The 19,098-nt window shown below is 65.3% G+C and carries 18 protein-coding genes; 15 read left to right on the top strand and 3 right to left on the bottom strand.

The window, feature by feature from the left end; all coding sequences use genetic code 11:
• Positions 1-7: 7 nt before the first annotated feature.
• Positions 8-1,075: a lytic transglycosylase domain-containing protein gene (locus tag BMW28_RS07120; RefSeq protein WP_091815907.1), complete on the bottom strand. Its 1,068-nt coding sequence runs from the start codon at positions 1,073-1,075 to the stop codon at positions 8-10.
• Positions 1,076-3,052, bottom strand: a complete 1,977-nt coding sequence (locus BMW28_RS07115) for a DNA topoisomerase IV subunit B (protein ID WP_091815905.1) — start codon at positions 3,050-3,052, stop codon at positions 1,076-1,078. It lies immediately after the preceding gene.
• Between the two features lie 206 nt (positions 3,053-3,258).
• Between BMW28_RS07115 and BMW28_RS07110 the strand changes: the two genes are divergently transcribed.
• From BMW28_RS07110 to BMW28_RS07045, 15 genes are all read left to right on the top strand, one after another.
• Positions 3,259-4,485, top strand: coding sequence for an MFS transporter (locus BMW28_RS07110; RefSeq protein ID WP_200785752.1), 1,227 nt, complete (start codon positions 3,259-3,261; stop codon positions 4,483-4,485).
• 11 nt (positions 4,486-4,496) lie between these two features.
• On the top strand, positions 4,497-4,640 hold the full coding sequence (locus BMW28_RS13010) for a hypothetical protein (protein WP_200785751.1): 144 nt from the start codon (positions 4,497-4,499) through the stop codon (positions 4,638-4,640).
• A 258-nt stretch (positions 4,641-4,898) separates the two neighbouring features.
• Entirely contained in the window at positions 4,899-5,783 is an 885-nt protein-coding gene (gene dapA, locus BMW28_RS07105; RefSeq protein WP_091815902.1) for a 4-hydroxy-tetrahydrodipicolinate synthase, read from the top strand.
• A gap of 41 nt (positions 5,784-5,824) precedes the next feature.
• Positions 5,825-6,931, top strand: a complete 1,107-nt coding sequence (bamC, locus tag BMW28_RS07100) for an outer membrane protein assembly factor BamC (protein WP_091815900.1) — start codon at positions 5,825-5,827, stop codon at positions 6,929-6,931.
• 96 nt (positions 6,932-7,027) lie between these two features.
• Positions 7,028-7,810 carry an MBL fold metallo-hydrolase gene (locus tag BMW28_RS07095; protein ID WP_091815899.1) on the top strand — a complete coding sequence of 261 codons (783 nt, stop codon included), beginning with the start codon at positions 7,028-7,030 and terminating at the stop codon, positions 7,808-7,810.
• A gap of 108 nt (positions 7,811-7,918) precedes the next feature.
• Positions 7,919-9,376 carry a coniferyl aldehyde dehydrogenase gene (locus BMW28_RS07090; protein ID WP_091815896.1) on the top strand — a complete coding sequence of 486 codons (1,458 nt, stop codon included), beginning with the start codon at positions 7,919-7,921 and terminating at the stop codon, positions 9,374-9,376.
• A gap of 189 nt (positions 9,377-9,565) precedes the next feature.
• Positions 9,566-11,806: a TonB-dependent receptor gene (locus tag BMW28_RS07085; RefSeq protein ID WP_091815894.1), complete on the top strand. Its 2,241-nt coding sequence runs from the start codon at positions 9,566-9,568 to the stop codon at positions 11,804-11,806.
• An 80-nt stretch (positions 11,807-11,886) separates the two neighbouring features.
• Positions 11,887-12,564 (top strand): Fe2+-dependent dioxygenase, encoded by a 678-nt coding sequence (locus tag BMW28_RS07080; RefSeq protein WP_091815891.1) that lies wholly within the window; start codon positions 11,887-11,889, stop codon positions 12,562-12,564.
• A complete protein-coding gene (locus BMW28_RS07075) occupies positions 12,564-13,760 on the top strand; it encodes an alpha-hydroxy acid oxidase (protein ID WP_091815889.1) in 1,197 nt (398 codons plus the stop codon). Before BMW28_RS07080 ends, BMW28_RS07075 begins: the two co-directional genes overlap by 1 nt.
• Before the next feature lie 123 nt (positions 13,761-13,883).
• Complete coding sequence (locus BMW28_RS07070) at positions 13,884-14,648, top strand: energy transducer TonB (RefSeq protein WP_091815886.1); 765 nt, start codon at positions 13,884-13,886, stop codon at positions 14,646-14,648.
• Between the two features lie 48 nt (positions 14,649-14,696).
• Positions 14,697-15,392 carry a MotA/TolQ/ExbB proton channel family protein gene (locus tag BMW28_RS07065; protein ID WP_234970057.1) on the top strand — a complete coding sequence of 232 codons (696 nt, stop codon included), beginning with the start codon at positions 14,697-14,699 and terminating at the stop codon, positions 15,390-15,392.
• A gap of 4 nt (positions 15,393-15,396) precedes the next feature.
• Positions 15,397-15,813: an ExbD/TolR family protein gene (locus tag BMW28_RS07060; protein ID WP_091815883.1), complete on the top strand. Its 417-nt coding sequence runs from the start codon at positions 15,397-15,399 to the stop codon at positions 15,811-15,813.
• Positions 15,810-16,127 (top strand): hemin uptake protein HemP, encoded by a 318-nt coding sequence (hemP, locus tag BMW28_RS07055; RefSeq protein ID WP_327020814.1) that lies wholly within the window; start codon positions 15,810-15,812, stop codon positions 16,125-16,127. The genes BMW28_RS07060 and hemP overlap by 4 nt, the downstream gene beginning before the upstream one ends.
• A gap of 106 nt (positions 16,128-16,233) precedes the next feature.
• Entirely contained in the window at positions 16,234-16,491 is a 258-nt protein-coding gene (locus BMW28_RS07050) for a hypothetical protein (RefSeq protein WP_143280555.1), read from the top strand.
• A gap of 113 nt (positions 16,492-16,604) precedes the next feature.
• On the top strand, positions 16,605-17,318 hold the full coding sequence (locus BMW28_RS07045; protein WP_091815878.1) for a Bax inhibitor-1 family protein: 714 nt from the start codon (positions 16,605-16,607) through the stop codon (positions 17,316-17,318).
• A 74-nt stretch (positions 17,319-17,392) separates the two neighbouring features.
• On the opposite strand, the gene rlmD is transcribed toward BMW28_RS07045, so the two are convergent.
• Positions 17,393-19,048: a 23S rRNA (uracil(1939)-C(5))-methyltransferase RlmD gene (gene rlmD / locus BMW28_RS07040; RefSeq protein WP_234970055.1), complete on the bottom strand. Its 1,656-nt coding sequence runs from the start codon at positions 19,046-19,048 to the stop codon at positions 17,393-17,395.
• Between the last annotated feature and the right edge of the window lie 50 nt (positions 19,049-19,098).

The following is a 19,098-nucleotide window of genomic DNA, read 5'->3' as shown; positions in this document are numbered from 1 at the left end:
GACGCGGTCAGTGAATCGGCGGCGTGCGGTCCGTCGGATCCTTGATCACCACATCATCCCCGACGATGTTCGCCGGGGCGGGCGCTGCCTCGGCCACCGTCACCTTGCTGGCCACGGTATCCATGGCGCTGGGCTGCTCGGCCTTGGCGGCCACATCCTTGGCCAGGGCCACGGTTTCAGGCGTCTGATAGGTCGTACGGACGACCGGAGCCGGCACCGCCTGCGGCGCCTTGGTCTTCGCGCCCGCCAACGTCATGCTGACGCGGCCATTGCTCTTGGGATTGCGCGCCAGCGGAATCGGCGTGGCCCCGGCGTAGGCAGTGCCTGCCGCGCCCGGCTTCAGCGTCTGGTAGATCGCCAGCACGGTGCGCACATAGTTCTGCGTCTCGGTATAGCGCGGCACGGCGTAGCCGGCACGCTGCACGGCTCCGTGCCCGGCGTTGTACGCGGCAATCGCCAGGTCGAGGCGCCCCGGGAACTTGTTCATCAGGAACTTCAGGTAGCGCGTGCCCAGCTTGACGTTGAGCGACGGATCGGTCAGCTTCTGCTCCACGGTATAGCGCTCGTCGGACTGCACGCCCATGTCGCGCGCCGTGGCCGGCATGATCTGCATCAGGCCGACGGCCCCGGCACTGGATACCGCACTGCTGTTGAAGCCGGACTCGGCCGCAGCCACCGCCTTGATCAGCTCGAAATCCACGCCGGTGCGCGCCGACTCACGCTGCATGTGCTTGCTCACGTTGCGGTACGCGCCCGACTGGTTGATCAGCGCCACCAGGCGCTGCGCCTTGGTGCCGGCAGCCGAATCTGCCTTGGGGTTGTAGACCAGACCCGCAGCGCCCACGCCCCGCGTGCGCGCCCCGCGTCCGGTTGCCATCACCGTCGCCTTGCGCGGATCGAATTTGAAACTCTCGGTCTTGAAATAGAGCTGGTAGCGGGCATCCAGCTTCTTCTCGGCGAAGTGCGTCATGCCGTTTTCGTCGACATAGCCCCACACGTCCGCCTGCGCGGCCAGCGGCAGCAAGCTGCCCATGGCCGTTGCCAGCAGGAGGAAAACACCGCGGAGTTGCTTCATTCAGATATCCAGTTCAAGTTCCATGGCATCGCCATGCAGTTCCATCAGCTCGCGGCGTGCCGCGGCTTCGCCCTTGCCCATCAGTTTGGACATGGTGATTTGGGTCTCCAGCCAGTCCAGAGTTCCCAGCTGCACCTGTAACAGCCTGCGCGTGTCCGGGTTGAGCGTAGTTTCCCACAGCTGCTCGGCCGTCATCTCTCCCAAGCCCTTGAAGCGGGAGATGGTCCACTTGCCTTCCGCCACGCCATCCTTGCGCAGTTTTTCCAGAATGGCCTGCAATTCGGCCTCGTCCAGCGCATAGTGCTTGGCGGCCGGTTTCTTGCCGCGGGCCGGTGCATCGACACGGAACAGCGGCGGTCTGGCCACGTACACATGGCCAGCCTCTATCAGTTTAGGGAAATGGCGGAAAAACAGTGTGAGCAAAAGTACCTGAATGTGTGAACCATCCACGTCCGCGTCGCTCAGAATACACACTTTTCCGTAACGCAGGTTGCTCAGGTCGGGTTTGTCGTCCGGTCCGTGCGGATCCACGCCAATGGCCACGGAGATGTCGTGGATCTCGGTATTGGCAAACAGGCGGTCGCGTTCCACTTCCCAGGTGTTGAGCACCTTGCCACGCAGCGGCAGCACGGCCTGGGTTTCCTTGTCGCGCCCCATCTTGGCGCTGCCGCCGGCACTGTCGCCCTCCACCAGGAACATCTCGTTGTCGCGGATGTCGCGGCTTTCGCAATCGGTCAGCTTGCCCGGCAGCACCGCCACGCCACTGCCCTTGCGCTTTTCCACCTTCTGGCCGGCACGCTGGCGCGATTGCGCGGCCTTGATCACGATCTCGGCCAGCTTGCGGCCGTAGTCCACATGCTCGTTCAGCCACAGCTCCAGCGACGGGCGCACAAAGCCCGACACCAGCTTGACCGCGTCGCGCGAGTTCAGCTTTTCCTTGATCTGTCCCTGGAATTGCGGATCCAGCACCTTGGCCGAGAGCACAAAGCTGGCGCGGGCAAACACGTCCTCCGGCATCAGCTTGACGCCCTTGGGCAGCAGCGCATGCAGGTCGATAAAGCTCTTCACTGCCTGGAACAGGCCGTCGCGCAGGCCGCTGTCGTGCGTGCCGCCGGCCGGCGTGGGAATCAGGTTGACGTAGCTCTCGCGCACCGGCGCGCCTTCTTCGGTAAAGGCCACGCACCAGGCAGCGCCTTCGCCGTCGGAGAATTGTTCGCTGTTGTCGGCGTACTGTTCGCCCTCGAACAGCGGAAACATCGGATCGGCCGGCAGCTCCTGCATCAGGTAGTCGCGCAGGCCGCCCTTGTACTGCCATTGCAGCTGCTCGCGCGTCTTCTCGTTGGTGAGCCAGACGCTCACGCCCGCCATCAGCACCGCCTTGCTGCGCAGCAGATGCACCAGTTCGGCCCACGGCAGCGTGGCGCTTTCAAAGTATTTTGCTTCCGGCCAGACGCGCACCGTAGTGCCCTGTTTGCGGTCGCCACTGGCCGACGTACGCACGCTCAGCGGCTCGATCACGTCGCCGTGCGAGAACACCATCGTCGCCACCTGCCCCTCGCGGTAGCTGGTTACTTCCATGCGGCTGGAGAGCGCATTGGTCACGCTCACGCCCACGCCATGCAGGCCGCCCGAGAAGCTGTAGGCGCCGCCTTGCCCCTTGTCGAACTTGCCGCCCGCATGCAGGCGGCTGAACACCAGTTCCAGCACCGGGGCGTTTTCCTCGGGATGCATGCCGAACGGAATGCCGCGCCCGTCATCCTCGATGGTGATGGACTGGTCATCATGCAGCACCACCTTGATCTTCTTGCCGAAACCCGCCAGCGCCTCGTCGGCAGCGTTGTCGATCACCTCCTGCACGATGTGCAGGGGGTTGTCGGTGCGGGTGTACATGCCCGGGCGCTGCTTGACGGGCTCCAGCCCCTTCAGCACACGGATGGAACCTTCGGAGTAAGCGATATCAGGATGTTTGCTGGCCATGGCGCTGGATTCTAGGCGACGAACCGGAAAACCCTCGTCGATGCCTGCCAAGGCTCGGCGCCTCTCCGTGGTGTTTGCAACACTTTCCACGCCTACACAAGCTTCACTGCAGCACCGTTCAGCACGCGGGTGCCAATACTGCTACCATCACCGAAACCCCTTGATCATCCGGCCTGCAAGCGCCGGTTTTTTGTTGCAGTTCACCCATGTCCAGCGCCGCACCGCACCGCCCCCTGCCGATGTTCCAGATCCTGCTGTGCGGGGCCTTGATCGTCACCCTGTCGATGGGCGTGCGCCATGGCTTCGGCCTGTGGCTGCAGCCGATGATCTCCGACAACAACTGGACGCGCGAGCATTTCTCGCTCGCCATGGCGATCCAGAACCTGACCTGGGGCTTTACCGGCATCTTCGCCGGCATGCTGGCCGACCGCTTCGGCGCCTTCAAGGTGCTGGTGGTCTGTGCGCTGTTCTACGCGCTGGGTCTGGTCGGCATGGCCTACTCGCCCACCCCCACCCTGCTCGCCCTCACCTGCGGCGTGCTGATCGGCCTGGCCCAGGCCGGCACCACCTATGCCGTGATCTATGGCGTGATCGGCCGCAACATCGACCCCGAGAAGCGCTCCTGGGCCATGGGCATTGCGGCCGCCGCCGGCTCCTTCGGCCAGTTCCTGATGCTGCCGCTGGAGGGCTGGATGATCAGCACGCTCGGCTGGCAGCAGGCGCTGGTGTGGCTGAGCCTGGCCACGCTGCTGATCATTCCGCTGGCCATCGGCCTGCGCGAGCCGGGTTTCCATGGCAGTGCCGCGCCCAAACGCGACCAGAGCATCGGCGAAGCCATGCAGGAAGCGCTGCGCTACCCCAGCTTCCTGCTGCTGATGGGCGGCTATTTCGTCTGCGGCTTCCAGGTGGTGTTCATCGGTGTGCACATGCCCAGCTACCTGCGCGACTACGGCATGCCGACCGAAGTGGCCAGCTACTCGCTGGCGCTGATCGGCCTGTTCAACGTGTTCGGCAGCTACCTGACCGGTGCGCTGGGCCAGAAGCTGTCCAAGAAGTACATCCTGGCTGCCATCTACCTTTCGCGCTCGGTGGTCATCACCATCTTCCTGCTGGCACCGCTCACGCCCACCAGCGTCTACATCTTCTCGGCGGTGATCGGCTTCCTGTGGCTGTCCACCGTGCCGCCCACCAACGCCATGGTGGCGCAGATCTTCGGTGTGGCGCACCTGTCCATGCTGGGCGGTTTCGTCTTCTTCAGCCACCAGGTCGGCTCCTTCCTCGGCGTGTGGCTGGGCGGCGCGCTGTATGACAGCACCGGCAGCTACGACATCGTCTGGTACATCGCCATTGCGCTCGGCGTGCTGGCTGCTGCGCTCAACCTGCCGATCCGCGAAAGCGCCATCCAGCGCGGCCTGCGCGCGCGGGCGGCGTGAGGGGAGCTGCCATGTCGGTCATCAAGCGTCTGCTGCTCTGGCTGCTCGCCCTGCTGGCGCTGGCGCTGGTGTTCCTCCTGTACGCGCGACCGGATTTCATGGTGGATGTGAGCAACCTGGTCTGGAGCTGTTTCGGGCCTGCGCCCGGTCAATAACGCCAGCGTAGCCGACACACGCCCGGGCCACGACGCGGCTCCTTGAGGGGCCGCCCGGCTCTCTGCGTCCCTCGTCACGGCGCTTCTGCGCCCGGCCTTCCCCTGTTGTGCGATACCCCACGTAACGGAATTGTTGCGTCCGCCTCTCGGCAGAAGCGGCGTTTGTGTGGCAATATCTGTTGATTACAATCAGATGTCGCGTCGCCGGCAGCCCTTGCCGGCAGCGTCAGCTTTATCGTTCACACTGAGAATCACCCCATGCAACCCCTTACCGGCAGCATTGTTGCACTCGTCACCCCGTTCCAGCCTGATGGTCAGGTCGACTACGTCGCCCTGCGCAAGCTGGTCGACTGGCATATCGAACAGGGCACGGACTGCCTGGGCGTGGTCGGCACCACGGGCGAATCGCCCACCGTCAACGTCGAGGAACACGTCGAGATCATCCGTGTCACCGTCGAGCATGCCGCCGGTCGCGTGCCGGTCATGGCCGGCTGCGGTGCCAACTCCACCGCCGAAGCCATCGAACTGGCCAAGGCCGCCAGGAAGGTCGGCGCCGACTGCCAGCTGCAGGTCGTGCCCTACTACAACAAGCCCACGCAAGAGGGCCAGTACCAGCACTTCAAGGCCATTGCCGAAGCCGTGGGCGAGCTGCCCATGATCCTGTACAACGTGCCCGGCCGCACCGTGGCCAACATGGAGCACGAGACCGTGCTGCGCCTGGCCGAGGTGCCCGGCATCGTCGGCATCAAGGAAGCCACGGGCGATATCGCCAAGGCCGAATGGCTGATCCGCGATGTACCCAAGGGCTTCAGCGTGTACTCGGGCGATGACCCGACCGCCGTCGCCCTCATGCTGTGCGGCGGCCAGGGCAACATCAGCGTGACCGCCAACGTGGCGCCGCGCCTGATGCATGAGCTGTGCGTGGCCGCCATTGCCGGCGACCGCGAAACCGCCATGCGCATCCAGTTCCAGCTGATGCCGCTGCACAAGCACCTGTTCGTTGAAGCCAACCCGATCCCGCTGAAGTGGGCCATGGAACGCATGGGCCTGTGCGGTGGTGCGCTGCGCCTGCCGCTCACGCCGCTTTCGCCCGGCAACCATACGGTGGTCGAGTCCGCGCTGCAGGCCGCCGGCCTGCTCTGATCCGAATCCGATTCTCTCTCCTGCACCAAAGGAAATCCTCTGTGAAGAACTTGCAGAAACTGTCCGTGCTGACCCTGGCTGCGGCCGCCCTGACCGCCTGCTCCCCGTTCTCGGGCAACACCGGTGTCGACTACAAGTCGGCCCAGCGCGGCAATCCGCTCGAAGTTCCGCCCGACCTGACGCGCATCAGCAATGACGGTCGCTACAACATTCCGGGCAGCGCCAGCGCCACGGCCTACGATGCACAGCGCGAAGCCGGCCAGAAATCCGGCGCCACCGCCCTGCAGAACGTGGGCGACGTGCAGATCAAGCGCGAAGGCAACCAGCGCTGGCTGGTTGTGGCCCGCACACCGCAGCAGCTGTGGGATCCGGTCAAGACTTTCTGGGAAGACAACGGCTTCGTGCTGGCCATGGAAGACCGCCGCGTGGGCGTGATGGAAACCGACTGGGCCGAAAACCGCGCCAAGATCCCGCTGGATCCGATCCGCCGCACCATCGGCAAGGCGCTGGATTCGCTCTACTCCACCGGCGAGCTGGACCGCTACCGCACCCGTCTGGAAACCAATGCCGCTGGCGGCACCAATATCTACGTGAGCCACCGCGGCATGGAAGAAGTGCTGCGTGGCCGCGAGAAGGAACAGTCCACCTGGGCACCGCGCGCCAGCGATCCGGCACTGGAAGACGAAATGCTGCGCCGCCTGATGATGTCGCTCGGTGTGAGCAAGGAACGTGCCGATGCCATGCTGAGCCAGGACAGCGCCAGCAAGGGGGCCCAGGCCAGCAACATCGCCTACAGCACCAACACCGGTGCGCTGCAGCTGAACGAGGACTTCGACCGCGCCTGGCGCCGTGTCGGTCTGTCGCTGGACCGCACCGGCTTCACGGTGGAAGACCGCGACCGCGCTGCCGGCACCTACTACGTGCGCTATGTGCCGTACGAGGCCGTCAAGCAGGAGCCGCCCGGCTTCCTCGGCCGCCTGTTCGGCAAGAAGACTCCCGAAGCCAAGCCGGTGCGCTACCGTGTGGTGGTGCAGTCCCAGGGTGCCACCAGCGTGGTGGGTGTGCTGACCGAATCCGGCCAGCAGGCCAATGCGACCGACCGCGACCGCATCCTGAAGGTGCTGGCCGAGGATCTGAAGCGCCTGTAAACGGCCCTCCTGCCTGAAGCACAGCCGCCCGCCTGTCTGCAGCCGGGCGGTTGCCATTTCCGGCATCGCCTTTTTCTTCCGAGTTCGACCAATTTCGTGGCCATCCGTTTCAAGAGTCTGGGCAGCGGCAGCGCCGGCAATGCCACATTGGTGGAATCCACCGAAGGGGCACATACCAGCCGTCTGCTGATCGACTGCGGCATGTCGCCGCGCCAGCTCACGCTGCGGCTGCAGCAGGCCGGCGTGGAACCGGAACAGCTCACGGCCATCTTCATCACGCACGAGCACAGCGACCATATCGGCTGTGCGCCGGTGTTCGCTGCCCGCCACCGCATTCCTGTCTGGATGAGCCGCGGCACCCATGCCGCTGTGGGGCGGCCCGAATCGCTGGATGACCTCGTCTGCTTTGCACGCGATGGCGAGGCGATCGACCTGGGCAGCATGCTGGTGCAGCCCTTCACCGTGCCGCACGATGCGCGCGAGCCGCTGCAGCTGCTGTGCTCGGACGGCGACCGCCAGCTCGGCATCGCCACCGACCTGGGCCATGCCAGCGCCCATGTGATCGCCATGCTGGAGCGCTGCCACGCCCTGCTGCTCGAAGCCAACCACGATCCGGACATGCTGGCGGCCTCGCGCTATCCGCCGTTCCTGAAGCGCCGGGTCGCAGGCGACTTCGGCCACCTCAGCAATGGCGCCGCCGCGGCACTGGCAGCGCGCATCAACCACGCCTCCCTCGGCCATGTGCTGGCCGCCCACCTGAGCGAGCGCAACAACCTGCCGGAGCTGGCGGCCCAGGCCCTGACGGCGGCGCTCGGACGCTCGCAGGACGAAGTCATGCTGGCCACGGCCGCCAGTGGCAGCATCTGGCTGACGGTGTGATGGCGCGCGTCCGATCGACGCCCCTGTGACAAACTTCCTTACAAAACCGCGCCATCTGCGCATGCCGCTTCGGCGCAAGTGCCATACAGACTTCGTACACTTGAGTGCATGACTGCTTCCCTTCCCCTTTTTGGAGCCACTTCCGCCAGCCCCGCCGGGCTGTCCGCCTCGGCCGATGACCTGCACGCCCTGCTGGAACAGCAGCAGGCCGCACACCGCGCCGATCCCCTGCCCCCGCTGCGCCAGCGCCTGGAGCGTCTGGACCGCCTGCAGCGCATGCTGGATCACACCAGCCAGACCTTCATCGATGCCATTTCGGCCGACTTCGGCCATCGCTCGGCCCACGAAACCCGCATGGCCGAAATCCTGGTGGTGGAACTGGAGCTGCGCCACACGCGCAAGCACCTGGGGCGCTGGATGAAGGCGCGCCGCATGCCCACGGCCATGAGCTACCTGCCGGGCAGCAACCGCCTGATGCCGCAGCCGCTGGGCGTGGTCGGCGTGGTTTCGCCCTGGAACTATCCGCTGCAACTGGCACTGGCCCCCGCCCTCGGAGCGCTGGCCGCCGGCAACCGGGTGATGATCAAGCCGTCCGAACTGACGCCACGTTTTTCGGCCGAGCTGCAGCAGGCCATCGGCAAATACTTTGCCGCCAACGAAATGACGGTGGTGCTGGGCGATGCCGAAGTGGGCAAGGCCTTTGTGCAGCTGCCGTTCGACCACCTGCTGTTCACCGGCTCCACCGCAGTGGGTCGCCAGGTGGCCAAGGCCGCCGCGCGCAACCTCACGCCGGTCACGCTGGAGCTGGGCGGCAAGTCGCCGGCGCTGATCGACCTGTCCGCCGACATGGGTCTGAGCGCCGAGCGCATTGCCACCAGCAAGCTGCTCAATGCCGGCCAGACCTGTGTCGCTCCCGATTACGTGCTGGTGCACCGCAGCCAGCAGGACGCCTTCGTCGAGGCCTATACCCAGGCCGTGCGCAAGCTCTATCCTGCCTTCGGCGACAACCCCGACTACAGCAGCATCATCAGCCAGAAGCACTTCGGCCGCCTGGTCGGCATGCTGGAGCAGGCACATCAGGGCGGTGCTCAGATCGTGCCGCTGGGCGACACCGACATGGCCCAGCGCAAGCTGGCGCCTTGCCTGGTGCTGCAGCCGCAGCCGGACATGCAGCTGATGCAGGAAGAGATCTTCGGCCCCATCCTGCCAGTGGTGGTGTACGACAACGCCGAGCAGGCAATCGAGCTGATCCGCCAGGGCGATCATCCGCTGGCGCTGTACTGGTTCGGCAACGATCACCATGCGCGTGACAAGGTGCTGGAGCAGACCATCTCCGGTGGCGTCACCATCAATGACTGCCTGTACCACCTGACGCAGCAATCCCAGCCCTTTGGCGGCGTGGGAGCCAGTGGCATGGGCGCCTACCATGGCGAATGGGGCTTCAACACCTTCAGCAAGCTCAAGCCGGTGTTCACGCAGTCGCGCCACAGCGGCACGCGCTGGCTGCAACCGCCCTATGGCGAGCGTTTCGAGAAGCTGATGCGTCTGCTCAAGCGCTACGGCTGAGTACTGCCAGCCTGCGTGCTGTTGCAGGGAGGAAACAATGGCACGCATATAAATGATAATCGTTATTATTTCTATACAATGGCAGCCTGATGCCGGGCCACCGGGCATGGCATCGCGTTAGCCAGCCACACTGCCGCGCGTCGCGCAGACATAGCCAGCAAGTTGTTCCCCCGCATTCCCTTTGCTGCTATGACCCAAGCTTCTCCATCGCGACGCGCTGTTTCCCATTCCACGTCTTCCCCCACTGCACGCAAGGTCGTCCCCCTGGGCGCTGCGTTGCTGCTCGGCAGCCTCGGCTCTTCCGCCCTGGCGCAAACCACTGCTTCCGAGGATGCCACCCTGCCCACGGTGGAGGTGCGCGAAGCCGCCCTCACGCCGGAAGGCAAGGACACCCTGCGTGCCACCACTGCCCATATCGGCAAGGGCAAGCAGAAGCTGCGCGACATCCCCCAGTCCGTCACCGTCGTCACCGAAAAACTCATCGATGACCGCCAGCTCGATACCGTCAAGGAAGCGCTGAAAAACACCGCCGGCGTGACTTTCCAGGCTGGCGAGACCGGCGAGGAGGACATCCGCCTGCGCGGTTTCTCGCTCGCCGCCAGCGGCGACATCTTTGTCGACGGCATGCGCGACCCGGCCTTCTACGACCGCGACACCTTCAACATGGATCAGGTGGAAGTGCTGCGCGGTTCCGCCTCCATGCTGTTCGGCCGCGGCTCCACCGGCGGCGCGGTGAACCAGGTCAACAAACTGCCGCGCCTGATCGACGAGAACGAGGTCTCTGCCACCATCGGCAGCGGCAGCCGTGTGCGCGTGACCGGCGACTTCAACAAGCAGACCGGCGAGAACCAGGCCCTGCGCGTCAACGTGATGGGCGACCGCGCCAGCAAGAACGGCATCGGCGCCAAGGAGAGCAAGAAAGGCATTGCCGCCGCCTACCGCTGGGGCATCGGCACGCAGGACGAGTTCATGGTGAACCTGTTCCACCTGGACAACCGCAACGGCATCAACTACGGCCTGCCCTACCTGCTGCCGGCCAACCCCTCCGGCCCCTCCGAACGCAAGCTGCTGCCGGTGGATCCAAAGAACAACTACGCCATGGCGAGCGACCGCAACCACAGCAAGGCCACGCTGCTGGGTCTGTCGCATACGCACCGGTTCGACGATGGTGGCGAGCTCACCACGCGGCTGCGCAAGGGCCGGTTCGAGCGCGACATCCGCTCCAGCGCCATCGGCTTTGCCGACCGCAGCACCAACGAGAACACGTTCAGCAATGCCTCGGCGCTGGTGCGACGTCCCAAGTTCAAGATCCAGGACGTGGACACGCTGCACGCGCAGAGCGACTACACCAACAAGTTCCGCACCGGCAGCATCGAGCACACCATCACGACCGGGGTTGATTTCGGACGCGAGGAAAAGGATGTGTATGCGCCGCTGAGCACGGGCAGCAAGCCCGGCACCACCATCGGCACGCCAGCGGATGGCGCCTGGATCAACGAAGACGCGCGCCCGCTGTACCACTCCAGCCACTATCGATCCAACGCTTTCGGCGCCTACGTGCAGGATGTAGCCCAGGTGGCGCCGCACTGGAAGCTGGTGGGTGGCCTGCGCTATGACAATCTCAAGGGGGACTACGAAACCTACACCGCCGCCGGCAAGACCAGCCGCTACCAGATGAAGGTGTCCGAGTGGAGCCATCGCCTGGGCGTGCTGTACCAGCCGACGGAAAACCAGTCCTACCACCTGTCCTACGGCACCTCGTTCAACACCTCGGGCGATACCTATTCCCTCAACGCCAGCAATGCCGGCATCGACCCGGAAAAGAGCCGCAACATCGAGCTGGGCGCACGCTTCGACAGCCCGAACAAGCAGTTCAGCACGCGGGTGGCGCTGTTCCACTCGACCAAGTACAACGAGCGCAACACCGACCCCGACCTGCCCGTGGCCAACCTGAGCGGCCAGCGCCACACCGCCGGTCTGGAGCTCGATTTCACCGGACGCATCACGCCGAAGTGGGAAATCTACGCCTCCTACATGTACCTGCCGGTCGCCAAGGTGGACAAGGCCGCACCCTGCCCTGCCACCGGCAGCTGCAGCCAGAACCAGCCCGGTGAGCGCGTGGGCGAGCGCCCGGGCCTGACGCCCAAGCACAGCGGTACGGTATGGACCACCTACCAGTTCCATCCGAAGTGGCGTGCCGGCGCTGGCGTCAACTTCCGCAGCAGCCAGAAGCCGGTGCTGTCGGACATCAAGGTGCCGGGCTACGCCACCTATGACCTGATGGCCGAATACCGCCACAGCGACACCCTTAGCTTCAAGGCCAACGTCAGCAACCTGACCAACAAGCACCATGCCTCCGAGCTGTATCGCGGCTTCTACGTGCCAGGTGCCGGCCGCAGTTACGCGCTGACCGCGACGCTGAAGTTCTGATCCTGCTTGCCGCCGCTCCGGTTCGGAACGGCGGTTTCCACCCCTGTGCGGGCCTGACCCGCCTGTCCTCCTGTTCCGCCATGCTCGTCACTCTCGATTCCGTCCTGTCTGCCGCCGACATTGCCCGCCTGCGTCCGCTGCTGGAGGCCGCACCCTGGACCGACGGACAGCGTACCGCCGGCAGCCAGGCGCGCCACGTCAAGCACAACGAGCAGCTGCCTTCCGATTGCGAGGCTGCCGTGGCCGTGCGCCAGACCGTGCTGCAGGCGCTGGACAGCCATGCGCGCTTCTTCAGCGCCGCGCTGCCCAAAAAAGTGTTCACCCCGCGCATCAACCGCTACCAGGGCGAGGGGCACTACGGCATGCATTACGACAATGCCATCCTGCGCCGCGCCGACGGGCAGCAGGTGCGCTCGGATGTCTCCTGCACGGTGTTCCTGAACGAGCCGGACGAGTACGAAGGGGGCGAGCTGGTGATTCACGACACCTATGGAGAGCAGCGCGTCAAGCTGCCCGCCGGCAGCGCGGTGCTGTATCCCGGCACCAGCCTGCATGAGGTGCGTCCGGTGACACAGGGACAACGCCTGGCCTGCTTCTTCTGGATCGAAAGCATGGTGCGCTTTGATCCCCAGCGCGCCCTGCTGCATGAGCTGGACATGGCCATCACCAGCCTGCGCGAACAGCACGGCGAAACGCCGGAAACCCATACTTTGACCGGCACCTATCACAACCTGCTGCGCATGTGGGCGGACACCTGATGACCGCTTCCATTCCGCTGCCCCGCATCGAGGCCTTGCCACCGGGTCTGGTGGCCCCTGCCGATTTCGAGCGCCAAGCACTGGCCACGCTCGACCCCGCCACGAGTGCCTATTTTCTGGGCGGCGCGGCCGACCAGCACACCCTGCGGGCCAACTCCCGCGCCTGGAGCGAACTGCAGCTGCGGCCCCGCGTGTTGCGCTCACTGGCCGGCGGACATACCCGCATCCAGTTGTCGGGTCGCACACTGGACTGGCCGGTGCTGCTTGCCCCGATCGCCCACCAGCGGCTCGCGCATCCGGATGGCGAGATCGCCACGGCCCACGCCGCTCTGGCCTGTGCCACCGGCATGGTGCTGAGCACCCAGTCCAGCGTTGCGGTGGAAGATATTCACGCCATCCTGCATTCGGAGGGAGCTGACAACGCGCCGCCACTCTGGTTTCAGCTGTACTGGCAGCACAGCCGCTCCCGCACCCTGGCCCTGGTCCGGCGCGCCGAAGCCGCCGGCTGCGAAGCCCTGGTGCTGACCGTCGATGCGCCGGTGCAAGGCGTGCGCGATCTGGAACGGCGCACGGGGTTCCGCGTGCCGACGGAATTTTCCGCACATCAAACGGACGGTTTGCAGGCAAGCCCTGCCTTCCCCCATCTGCATGCCCTGCCTGCTGCGCCAGCAGACCATCCCTCCATCGGCCTGTGCCAGGGCCTAGCCGCCCAGGCACCCGACTGGGATGATGTGCAGTGGCTGCTGCAACACACGCAGTTGCCCGTCTGGCTCAAGGGCATCACCCATCCCGAGGATGCGCAACTGGCCCGCGAACTTGGCGCCACCGGCCTCATCGTCAGCAACCACGGCGGACGCACGCTGGACACCCTGCCTGCCTCCGCCACCCTGCTGCCCGCAATCCGCTCCGCCGTCGATCCCGACTACCCCATTCTGGTGGATGGCGGCATCCGCCGCGGCACGGACATTTTCAAGGCACTGGCCCTGGGCGCCAACGCCGTCCTGATCGGGCGCCCGCAAATCCTTGGCCTGGCCGCCGCTGGCGCCGTCGGCGTCACCAGTGTGCTGCGCCTGCTACGCGACGAGTTCGAAGCCTGCATGACGCTGTGCGGCTGTGCTTCGGTGGTCGACATAGGTCCCAGGCATCTCTTTCCCCCGGCAAAATCCTTTTTAATAGATAATGATTCTCATTTATAATTTGCAGACCGTTTTCCCAGCCCGAGGAGTTCCGCCATGGCCTACAGCCTGTTGATTGCCGCACTGATTGTTGCCCCCGCCTGCTGGCTCATTCTGCGCCCCTGATGTTTTTTCCGTTTCCGCATGTCCTTGTCCCTGTCTCTTTCCGGATCATCCCGCCCCGTCCTCGTCAGTACCGGCATCACGCTGTTGCATCTGGGCTTGTTCGGGATACTGGCCGCCAAGGCAACCACGCCAGCCGTCCTGCCGGAAATCACGCCGGTACAGCTGATTGCCCTGGTGCCGGAACCTGCGCCCGCCGCACCCGCGCCTGAACCCGCTGCGGCGCCAGCCCCGCCCAAACCGGAAAAGCCCGCCGAAGCACCCGTACGCAAATCGCCGCCCAAACCCACCGTCAAGCCAGAGCGCAAGCCCGATCCGATTCCACCGGCCAAGACACCTGCCCCGAAGGAGCCGGCACCACAGCACAGCCCCGCCGCAGAGCAGCCCACCCAGGCTGAAAAACCGGACAGCAGCACAGACTCAGCGCCGCGCAACAGCGACAGCTCCGGCAAGGCCCCCTCCGGCCAGGGACAGGCCAGAAGCGATGCCCCTGCAGCCCCGACCGTCGAGCTGCCCAGCACCCGTGCCAGCTACCTCAACAACCCCAAGCCCCCCTATCCCGCTTCCAGCAAGCGTCTGGGTGAAACCGGCACCGTGCTGCTGCGCGTGCTGGTCGGGGCCGACGGCAGCGCAGAACGCGTCGCCCTGAAAAAGTCCAGTGGCTTCGACGCCCTCGACAGCTCCGCGCTGGAAACCGTGCGCCGCTGGCGCTTCGTGCCCGGCAAGCGCAACGGCGTGCCGGCGGCCATGGAATACACCGTGCCCATCGCCTTCCGCCTGGAATAAGCCCCGCATCTCCATTTCCCCAAGAATTTTCCTGAAAGGTAGTTTCGAATGACGAGCCCCTCCCCCATCGCCGCCATGGACCTGTCCCTGCTCTGGACGCAGGGCGACTGGGTCACCCGCAGCGTTGCCCTGCTGCTGCTGGCCATGTCCATCGCCACCTGGAGCGTGATTGCCCTCAAGAGTTGGGACCTGTGGCGCGCACGCCGCCAGGCCGCAGGCGCCGAGCAGTTCTGGCACAGCGCCAGCCTGCCCGAAGGCATGCGCCATCTCGGCGCGAGCGACAGCCCCTTTCACCAGTTGGCCACCCAGGGCCAGGAGGCCCATGCCCACCACCGCCAGAATGCCAACGAACTGCACGGCAGCCTGAGCGCCAGCGACTGGATCAGCATGTGCCTGCGCAACAGCATGGACGGCAGCCAGGCACGCATGCAGTCCGGCCTGTCCATCCTCGCCTCGATCGGCTCCACCGCCCCCTTCGTCGGCCTGTTCGGTACCGTCTGGGGCATTTACCACGCCCTCATGGGCATCAGCGCCAGCGGCGCCGCCACCATTGACAAGGTGGCCGGCCCGATCGGCGAAGCCCTGATCATGACGGCCCTGGGCCTGGCCGTTGCCATCCCTGCCGTGCTGGCCTACAACGCGCTGCTGCGCGGCAACCGCCGCGTGCTGCTCCAGCTGCAGCGCTTCGCGCATGACCTGCATGCCTACCTGATCACCGGCGCGCGCGTCGCCAGCAAGGGGTGACAGCATGGCCATGCAGTCCTTCCATGACCAGAACGAGGATGCCGTGATGGGCGAGATCAACATGACGCCGCTGGTGGATGTCATGTTGGTGCTGCTGATCGTCTTCATCATCACCGTGCCGGTGCTGCAGCATGCCGTGCCGCTATCGCTGCCCAGCGCCAACAGCGCTCCCGAGCAGCTCAAGCCCGACCATATCCAGATCGCCATCGACGCCCAGGGCAAGACCTTCTGGAACGGCCAGCCGGTCGTCGCCGAGGCGCTGCCGGAGCGCATGCGCACCGAATCGGGCAAGCAGCCGCAGCCGGTGGTGCAGTTGCGCGCCGACCGCAACGTGCGCTACGACGCCGTGGCACGCACCCTGGCCGCCGCACAGCAGGCCGGGCTGACGCAGATCGGATTCGTGACGGAGCCGGTGCGATGAGCAGCAGCGCTCCTTCCCTCGATGCACAGGAGCACACGGCAGCAGCGGACAAGGCAATGTCTCCAGCTTCTGCCTTGCCGTCTGTCCCGGCACCGAAGTCCGCTTCAGCGGAGACAGCGTCGGTCAGTCCCGCGCACTGGCCTGTACAGACACAGTCGCACGCGTCTCCGCTGCCTGAAACCGCTGCCGAAACTCCCCCCGCCTTCAGCAGCAGCGAACTCATGCAGGGCCACCGTACCATCGCCATTCGCCACAACGGCATCACCTACCGGCTGCAGGCCACGCGCCAGGGCAAGCTGATCCTGACCAAGTAGCTCGCTGCAGGCCGCACTTACCAATGGAAACCATTGCATGCGGCCGTTTTTGCCAATGTTGGCCATGTTTTACGCTACTCTTTGTGATGAAAAGGAGTATCACACCATGACACCATCCACCCACCGCACCGCTTTCCGATGGCTCGCAGCCACTGGCGGCGCCTTGGTGCTGGCCAGCCTGACGGCCTGTGCAGGCCATTCTCAGCCGGTGAGCCAGGCTGCCACGCCCCTGGGCTCCAGCGGCATCGGCATCAGCGGCTCCAGTGGCAGCGGCGTGCAGATGTACGGCGTTGTCGACGTCGGTGTGGGCACGACCCGCACCACAGTCAACGGCCGCACCACCACTTCGACCGGCCTGCGCTGAAGCCTGTGCCCAAGCGCTTGAATTGCGTGAAAAAATCCGCATGTATGATGCGGTCTGCCGTTGCGGGATGGTCCCGGGCCGGCAAGCAAATCAATTGAATGGAGATTGACCTTATGGACAACCGTTTGCAAACCGGCAACAGCCCCCTCGGTAACAGCTGGGGCCGCGGCAATGTCGTCAGCACGGCCGCCCAGCGCAACAGCGTATTGCGCAACACCTACTGGCTGCTCGCCCTGAGCATGCTGCCCACCGTCCTGGGCGCCTGGATCGGCGTAACCACCGGCATCACGGCCCGCCTCGGCGGCGGTCTGGGTCTGGTGTTGTTCCTGGGCGGTGCGTTCGGCTTCATGTACGCCATCGAGAAGACCAAGAACTCCGCCACCGGCGTTGCCGTGCTGCTGGGCTTCACCTTCTTCATGGGCCTGATGCTGTCGCGCATGCTGTCCGTCGTACTCGGCATGGGCAATGGCGAACAGATCGTGATGACGGCATTTGCCGCCACGGCGGGCGTGTTCGGCGTGATGGCCGTGCTGTCTTCCGTCATCAAGCGTGACCTGTCCGGCATGGGCAAGTGGCTGTTCGTGGGCGCCCTGGTGGTGTTCTTCGGCGCCATCGTCAACGTGTTCGTCGGCTCCACCGCGGGCATGATGGCCCTGTCCGTGCTGCTGATCGGCGTGTTCAGCCTGTACATGCTGTACGACCTGAAGCGCATCGTGGACGGCGGCGAAACCAACTACATCAGCGCCACCCTGGCACTGTACCTGGACATCTACAACGTGTTCCAGGGTTTCCTGGCCATCTTCGGCATTGGCGGCAGCAGCGACTAAGCGCTGAACGCTTCAAGGACGAAGCCCCTTGCGCCGGATGGCCAAGGGGCTTTTTCTTGGGAATTTGGAGGAGCTCAGTCGCCGTTCTTCCAGGCCGCATCATCCCGCTCGAACACCGCCATGCTCTCCACATGCGCCGTATGCGGGAACATGTTGACCACGCCCGCCGCCGCCAACTTGTAGCCGGCCTGGTGCACCAGCAGGCCGGCATCGCGCGCCAGCGTGGCCGGGTTGCAGCTCACGTAGACGATGCGCCTGGGCGGCTGCCAGTCGGCTGGCGCCACAAACGCGCCCTCTTCGCCCTGGCCGATGCGCTGCTGGTGGATGTCCGCCAGTGCCTTGGACAGCGCAAACGCGCCTTCGCGCGGCGGATCGACCAGCCACTTGTCGGCCACACCGTCCTGCACCAGCATCTCGGGTGTCATCTCGAACAGGTTGCGCGCCACGAATTGCGTGGGTGCCAGCGTGCGACCATAGGCGTTCGGGTTGTTGGCCGCGTAATTTTCGCGCGAGCGCGCCACCAGCGTCTCGCTGCCCTCGATGCCCAGCACCTCGCGCGCCTGTGTCGCCAGCGGCAGGGTGAAGTTGCCCAGACCGCAGAACCAGTCGATCACGCGTTCGTGCGGCTGCACCTGCAGCCGCTGCAGCGCACGGCTCACCAGCACGCGGTTGATGTAAGGGTTGACCTGCGTGAAATCCGTGGGGCGGAACGGCATGGTGATGCCGAACTCGGGCAGGCTGTAGCCCAGCTGCGGCGTGTTCTCGCTGATGCAGTGCACGGTGTCCGGCCCCTTGGGCTGCAGCCACCACTGCACGCCCGGGTGTGCGGCTGCAAAGGTGTGCAGCCTGGCCAGATCAGCCTCGCTCAGCGGCTCCAGATGGCGCAGCACCAGCGCTGTCACTTCGTCACCGCAGGCCAGCTCGATCTGCGGACAGGTATCACGCGCCTCCATGCTGGCGATCAGCGCGCGCAGCGGCAGCAGCAGATCGCTCACATGCGGCGGCAGGATGGCGCAGCTCTGCATGTCGGCGATGTAGCGGCTCTTGCGCTCATGAAAGCCGATCAGCACCTCGCCCTTCTTGATCACATGGCGCACCGACAGGCGCGCGCGCCAGCGGTAGCCCCAGTCAGGCCCATGGATGGGGCGCAGCAGATGGTCGGCCTTGCACTTGCCCAGATGCCAGAGGTTGTCTTCCAGCACGCGCTGCTTCATCGCCACCTGCGCGGCAGGGTGCAGGTGCTGCATCTTGCAGCCACCGCAGGCGCCGGCATGCAGGCCGAAGTGCGGGCAGCGCGGCGTCACGCGCTGGGACGATTCCTTGTGCACCGCCGTGACCGTGGCCGCTTCCCAGGCATTCTTCTTGCGGTGGCTGGTGGCGCTCACCCACTCGTAAGGCAAGGCCCCGTCGATGAAGATCACCTTGCCGTCAGCACGGCGCGCCACGCCCTTGGCGTCCAGATCCATGGCATGCACCAGCAGCCAGTCGTCCTGCGCATGCGGCGGACGTTCACCGAAGTGCGGGAGCAAGGCGGCCAGTTTGTCCCCCGTTCCTCCTGCGTGCTCGGCGCCAAGGTCAGACCCTGCACCTGCCGCATCGCCAATCGCCGGACGTGCCGAGACGGGAGCAGACGCAGACACAGGGGCAACCTCGGATGCCGGCGCAGCGGCAGCCCCGGTGCTGGCAACAGTAGAAGTTTCAGAAGAACGGTCGGACTCGGTGGCACTCATGGCATTCATCACTCAAAAAACAAAAACCGCTTCCCGCACCGCAAGGCACG

Origin of the sequence: Allobrachymonas denitrificans DSM 15123 (assembly GCF_900110225.1) — a bacterium.
GTDB lineage: Bacteria > Pseudomonadota > Gammaproteobacteria > Burkholderiales > Burkholderiaceae_C > Brachymonas > Brachymonas denitrificans.
Note: the sequence above shows the minus strand (reverse complement) of the source record. Positions and strands in the feature narration are given on the sequence as shown.

What these genes read in the sequence shown, in the direction of transcription:
- BMW28_RS07120 (WP_091815907.1), bottom strand. Translation starts at nt 1,075, where the DNA reads ATGAAGCAACTCCGCGGTGTTTTCCTCCTGCTGGCAACGGCCATGGGC.
- BMW28_RS07115 (WP_091815905.1), bottom strand. Translation starts at nt 3,052, where the DNA reads ATGGCCAGCAAACATCCTGATATCGCTTACTCCGAAGGTTCCATCCGT.
- BMW28_RS07110 (WP_200785752.1), top strand. Translation starts at nt 3,259, where the DNA reads ATGTCCAGCGCCGCACCGCACCGCCCCCTGCCGATGTTCCAGATCCTG.
- BMW28_RS13010 (WP_200785751.1), top strand. Translation starts at nt 4,497, where the DNA reads ATGTCGGTCATCAAGCGTCTGCTGCTCTGGCTGCTCGCCCTGCTGGCG.
- dapA (WP_091815902.1), top strand. Translation starts at nt 4,899, where the DNA reads ATGCAACCCCTTACCGGCAGCATTGTTGCACTCGTCACCCCGTTCCAG.
- BMW28_RS07090 (WP_091815896.1), top strand. Translation starts at nt 7,919, where the DNA reads ATGACTGCTTCCCTTCCCCTTTTTGGAGCCACTTCCGCCAGCCCCGCC.
- BMW28_RS07085 (WP_091815894.1), top strand. Translation starts at nt 9,566, where the DNA reads ATGACCCAAGCTTCTCCATCGCGACGCGCTGTTTCCCATTCCACGTCT.
- BMW28_RS07080 (WP_091815891.1), top strand. Translation starts at nt 11,887, where the DNA reads ATGCTCGTCACTCTCGATTCCGTCCTGTCTGCCGCCGACATTGCCCGC.
- BMW28_RS07075 (WP_091815889.1), top strand. Translation starts at nt 12,564, where the DNA reads ATGACCGCTTCCATTCCGCTGCCCCGCATCGAGGCCTTGCCACCGGGT.
- BMW28_RS07070 (WP_091815886.1), top strand. Translation starts at nt 13,884, where the DNA reads ATGTCCTTGTCCCTGTCTCTTTCCGGATCATCCCGCCCCGTCCTCGTC.
- BMW28_RS07065 (WP_234970057.1), top strand. Translation starts at nt 14,697, where the DNA reads ATGACGAGCCCCTCCCCCATCGCCGCCATGGACCTGTCCCTGCTCTGG.
- BMW28_RS07060 (WP_091815883.1), top strand. Translation starts at nt 15,397, where the DNA reads ATGGCCATGCAGTCCTTCCATGACCAGAACGAGGATGCCGTGATGGGC.
- hemP (WP_327020814.1), top strand. Translation starts at nt 15,810, where the DNA reads ATGAGCAGCAGCGCTCCTTCCCTCGATGCACAGGAGCACACGGCAGCA.
- BMW28_RS07050 (WP_143280555.1), top strand. Translation starts at nt 16,234, where the DNA reads ATGACACCATCCACCCACCGCACCGCTTTCCGATGGCTCGCAGCCACT.
- BMW28_RS07045 (WP_091815878.1), top strand. Translation starts at nt 16,605, where the DNA reads ATGGACAACCGTTTGCAAACCGGCAACAGCCCCCTCGGTAACAGCTGG.
- rlmD (WP_234970055.1), bottom strand. Translation starts at nt 19,048, where the DNA reads ATGAGTGCCACCGAGTCCGACCGTTCTTCTGAAACTTCTACTGTTGCC.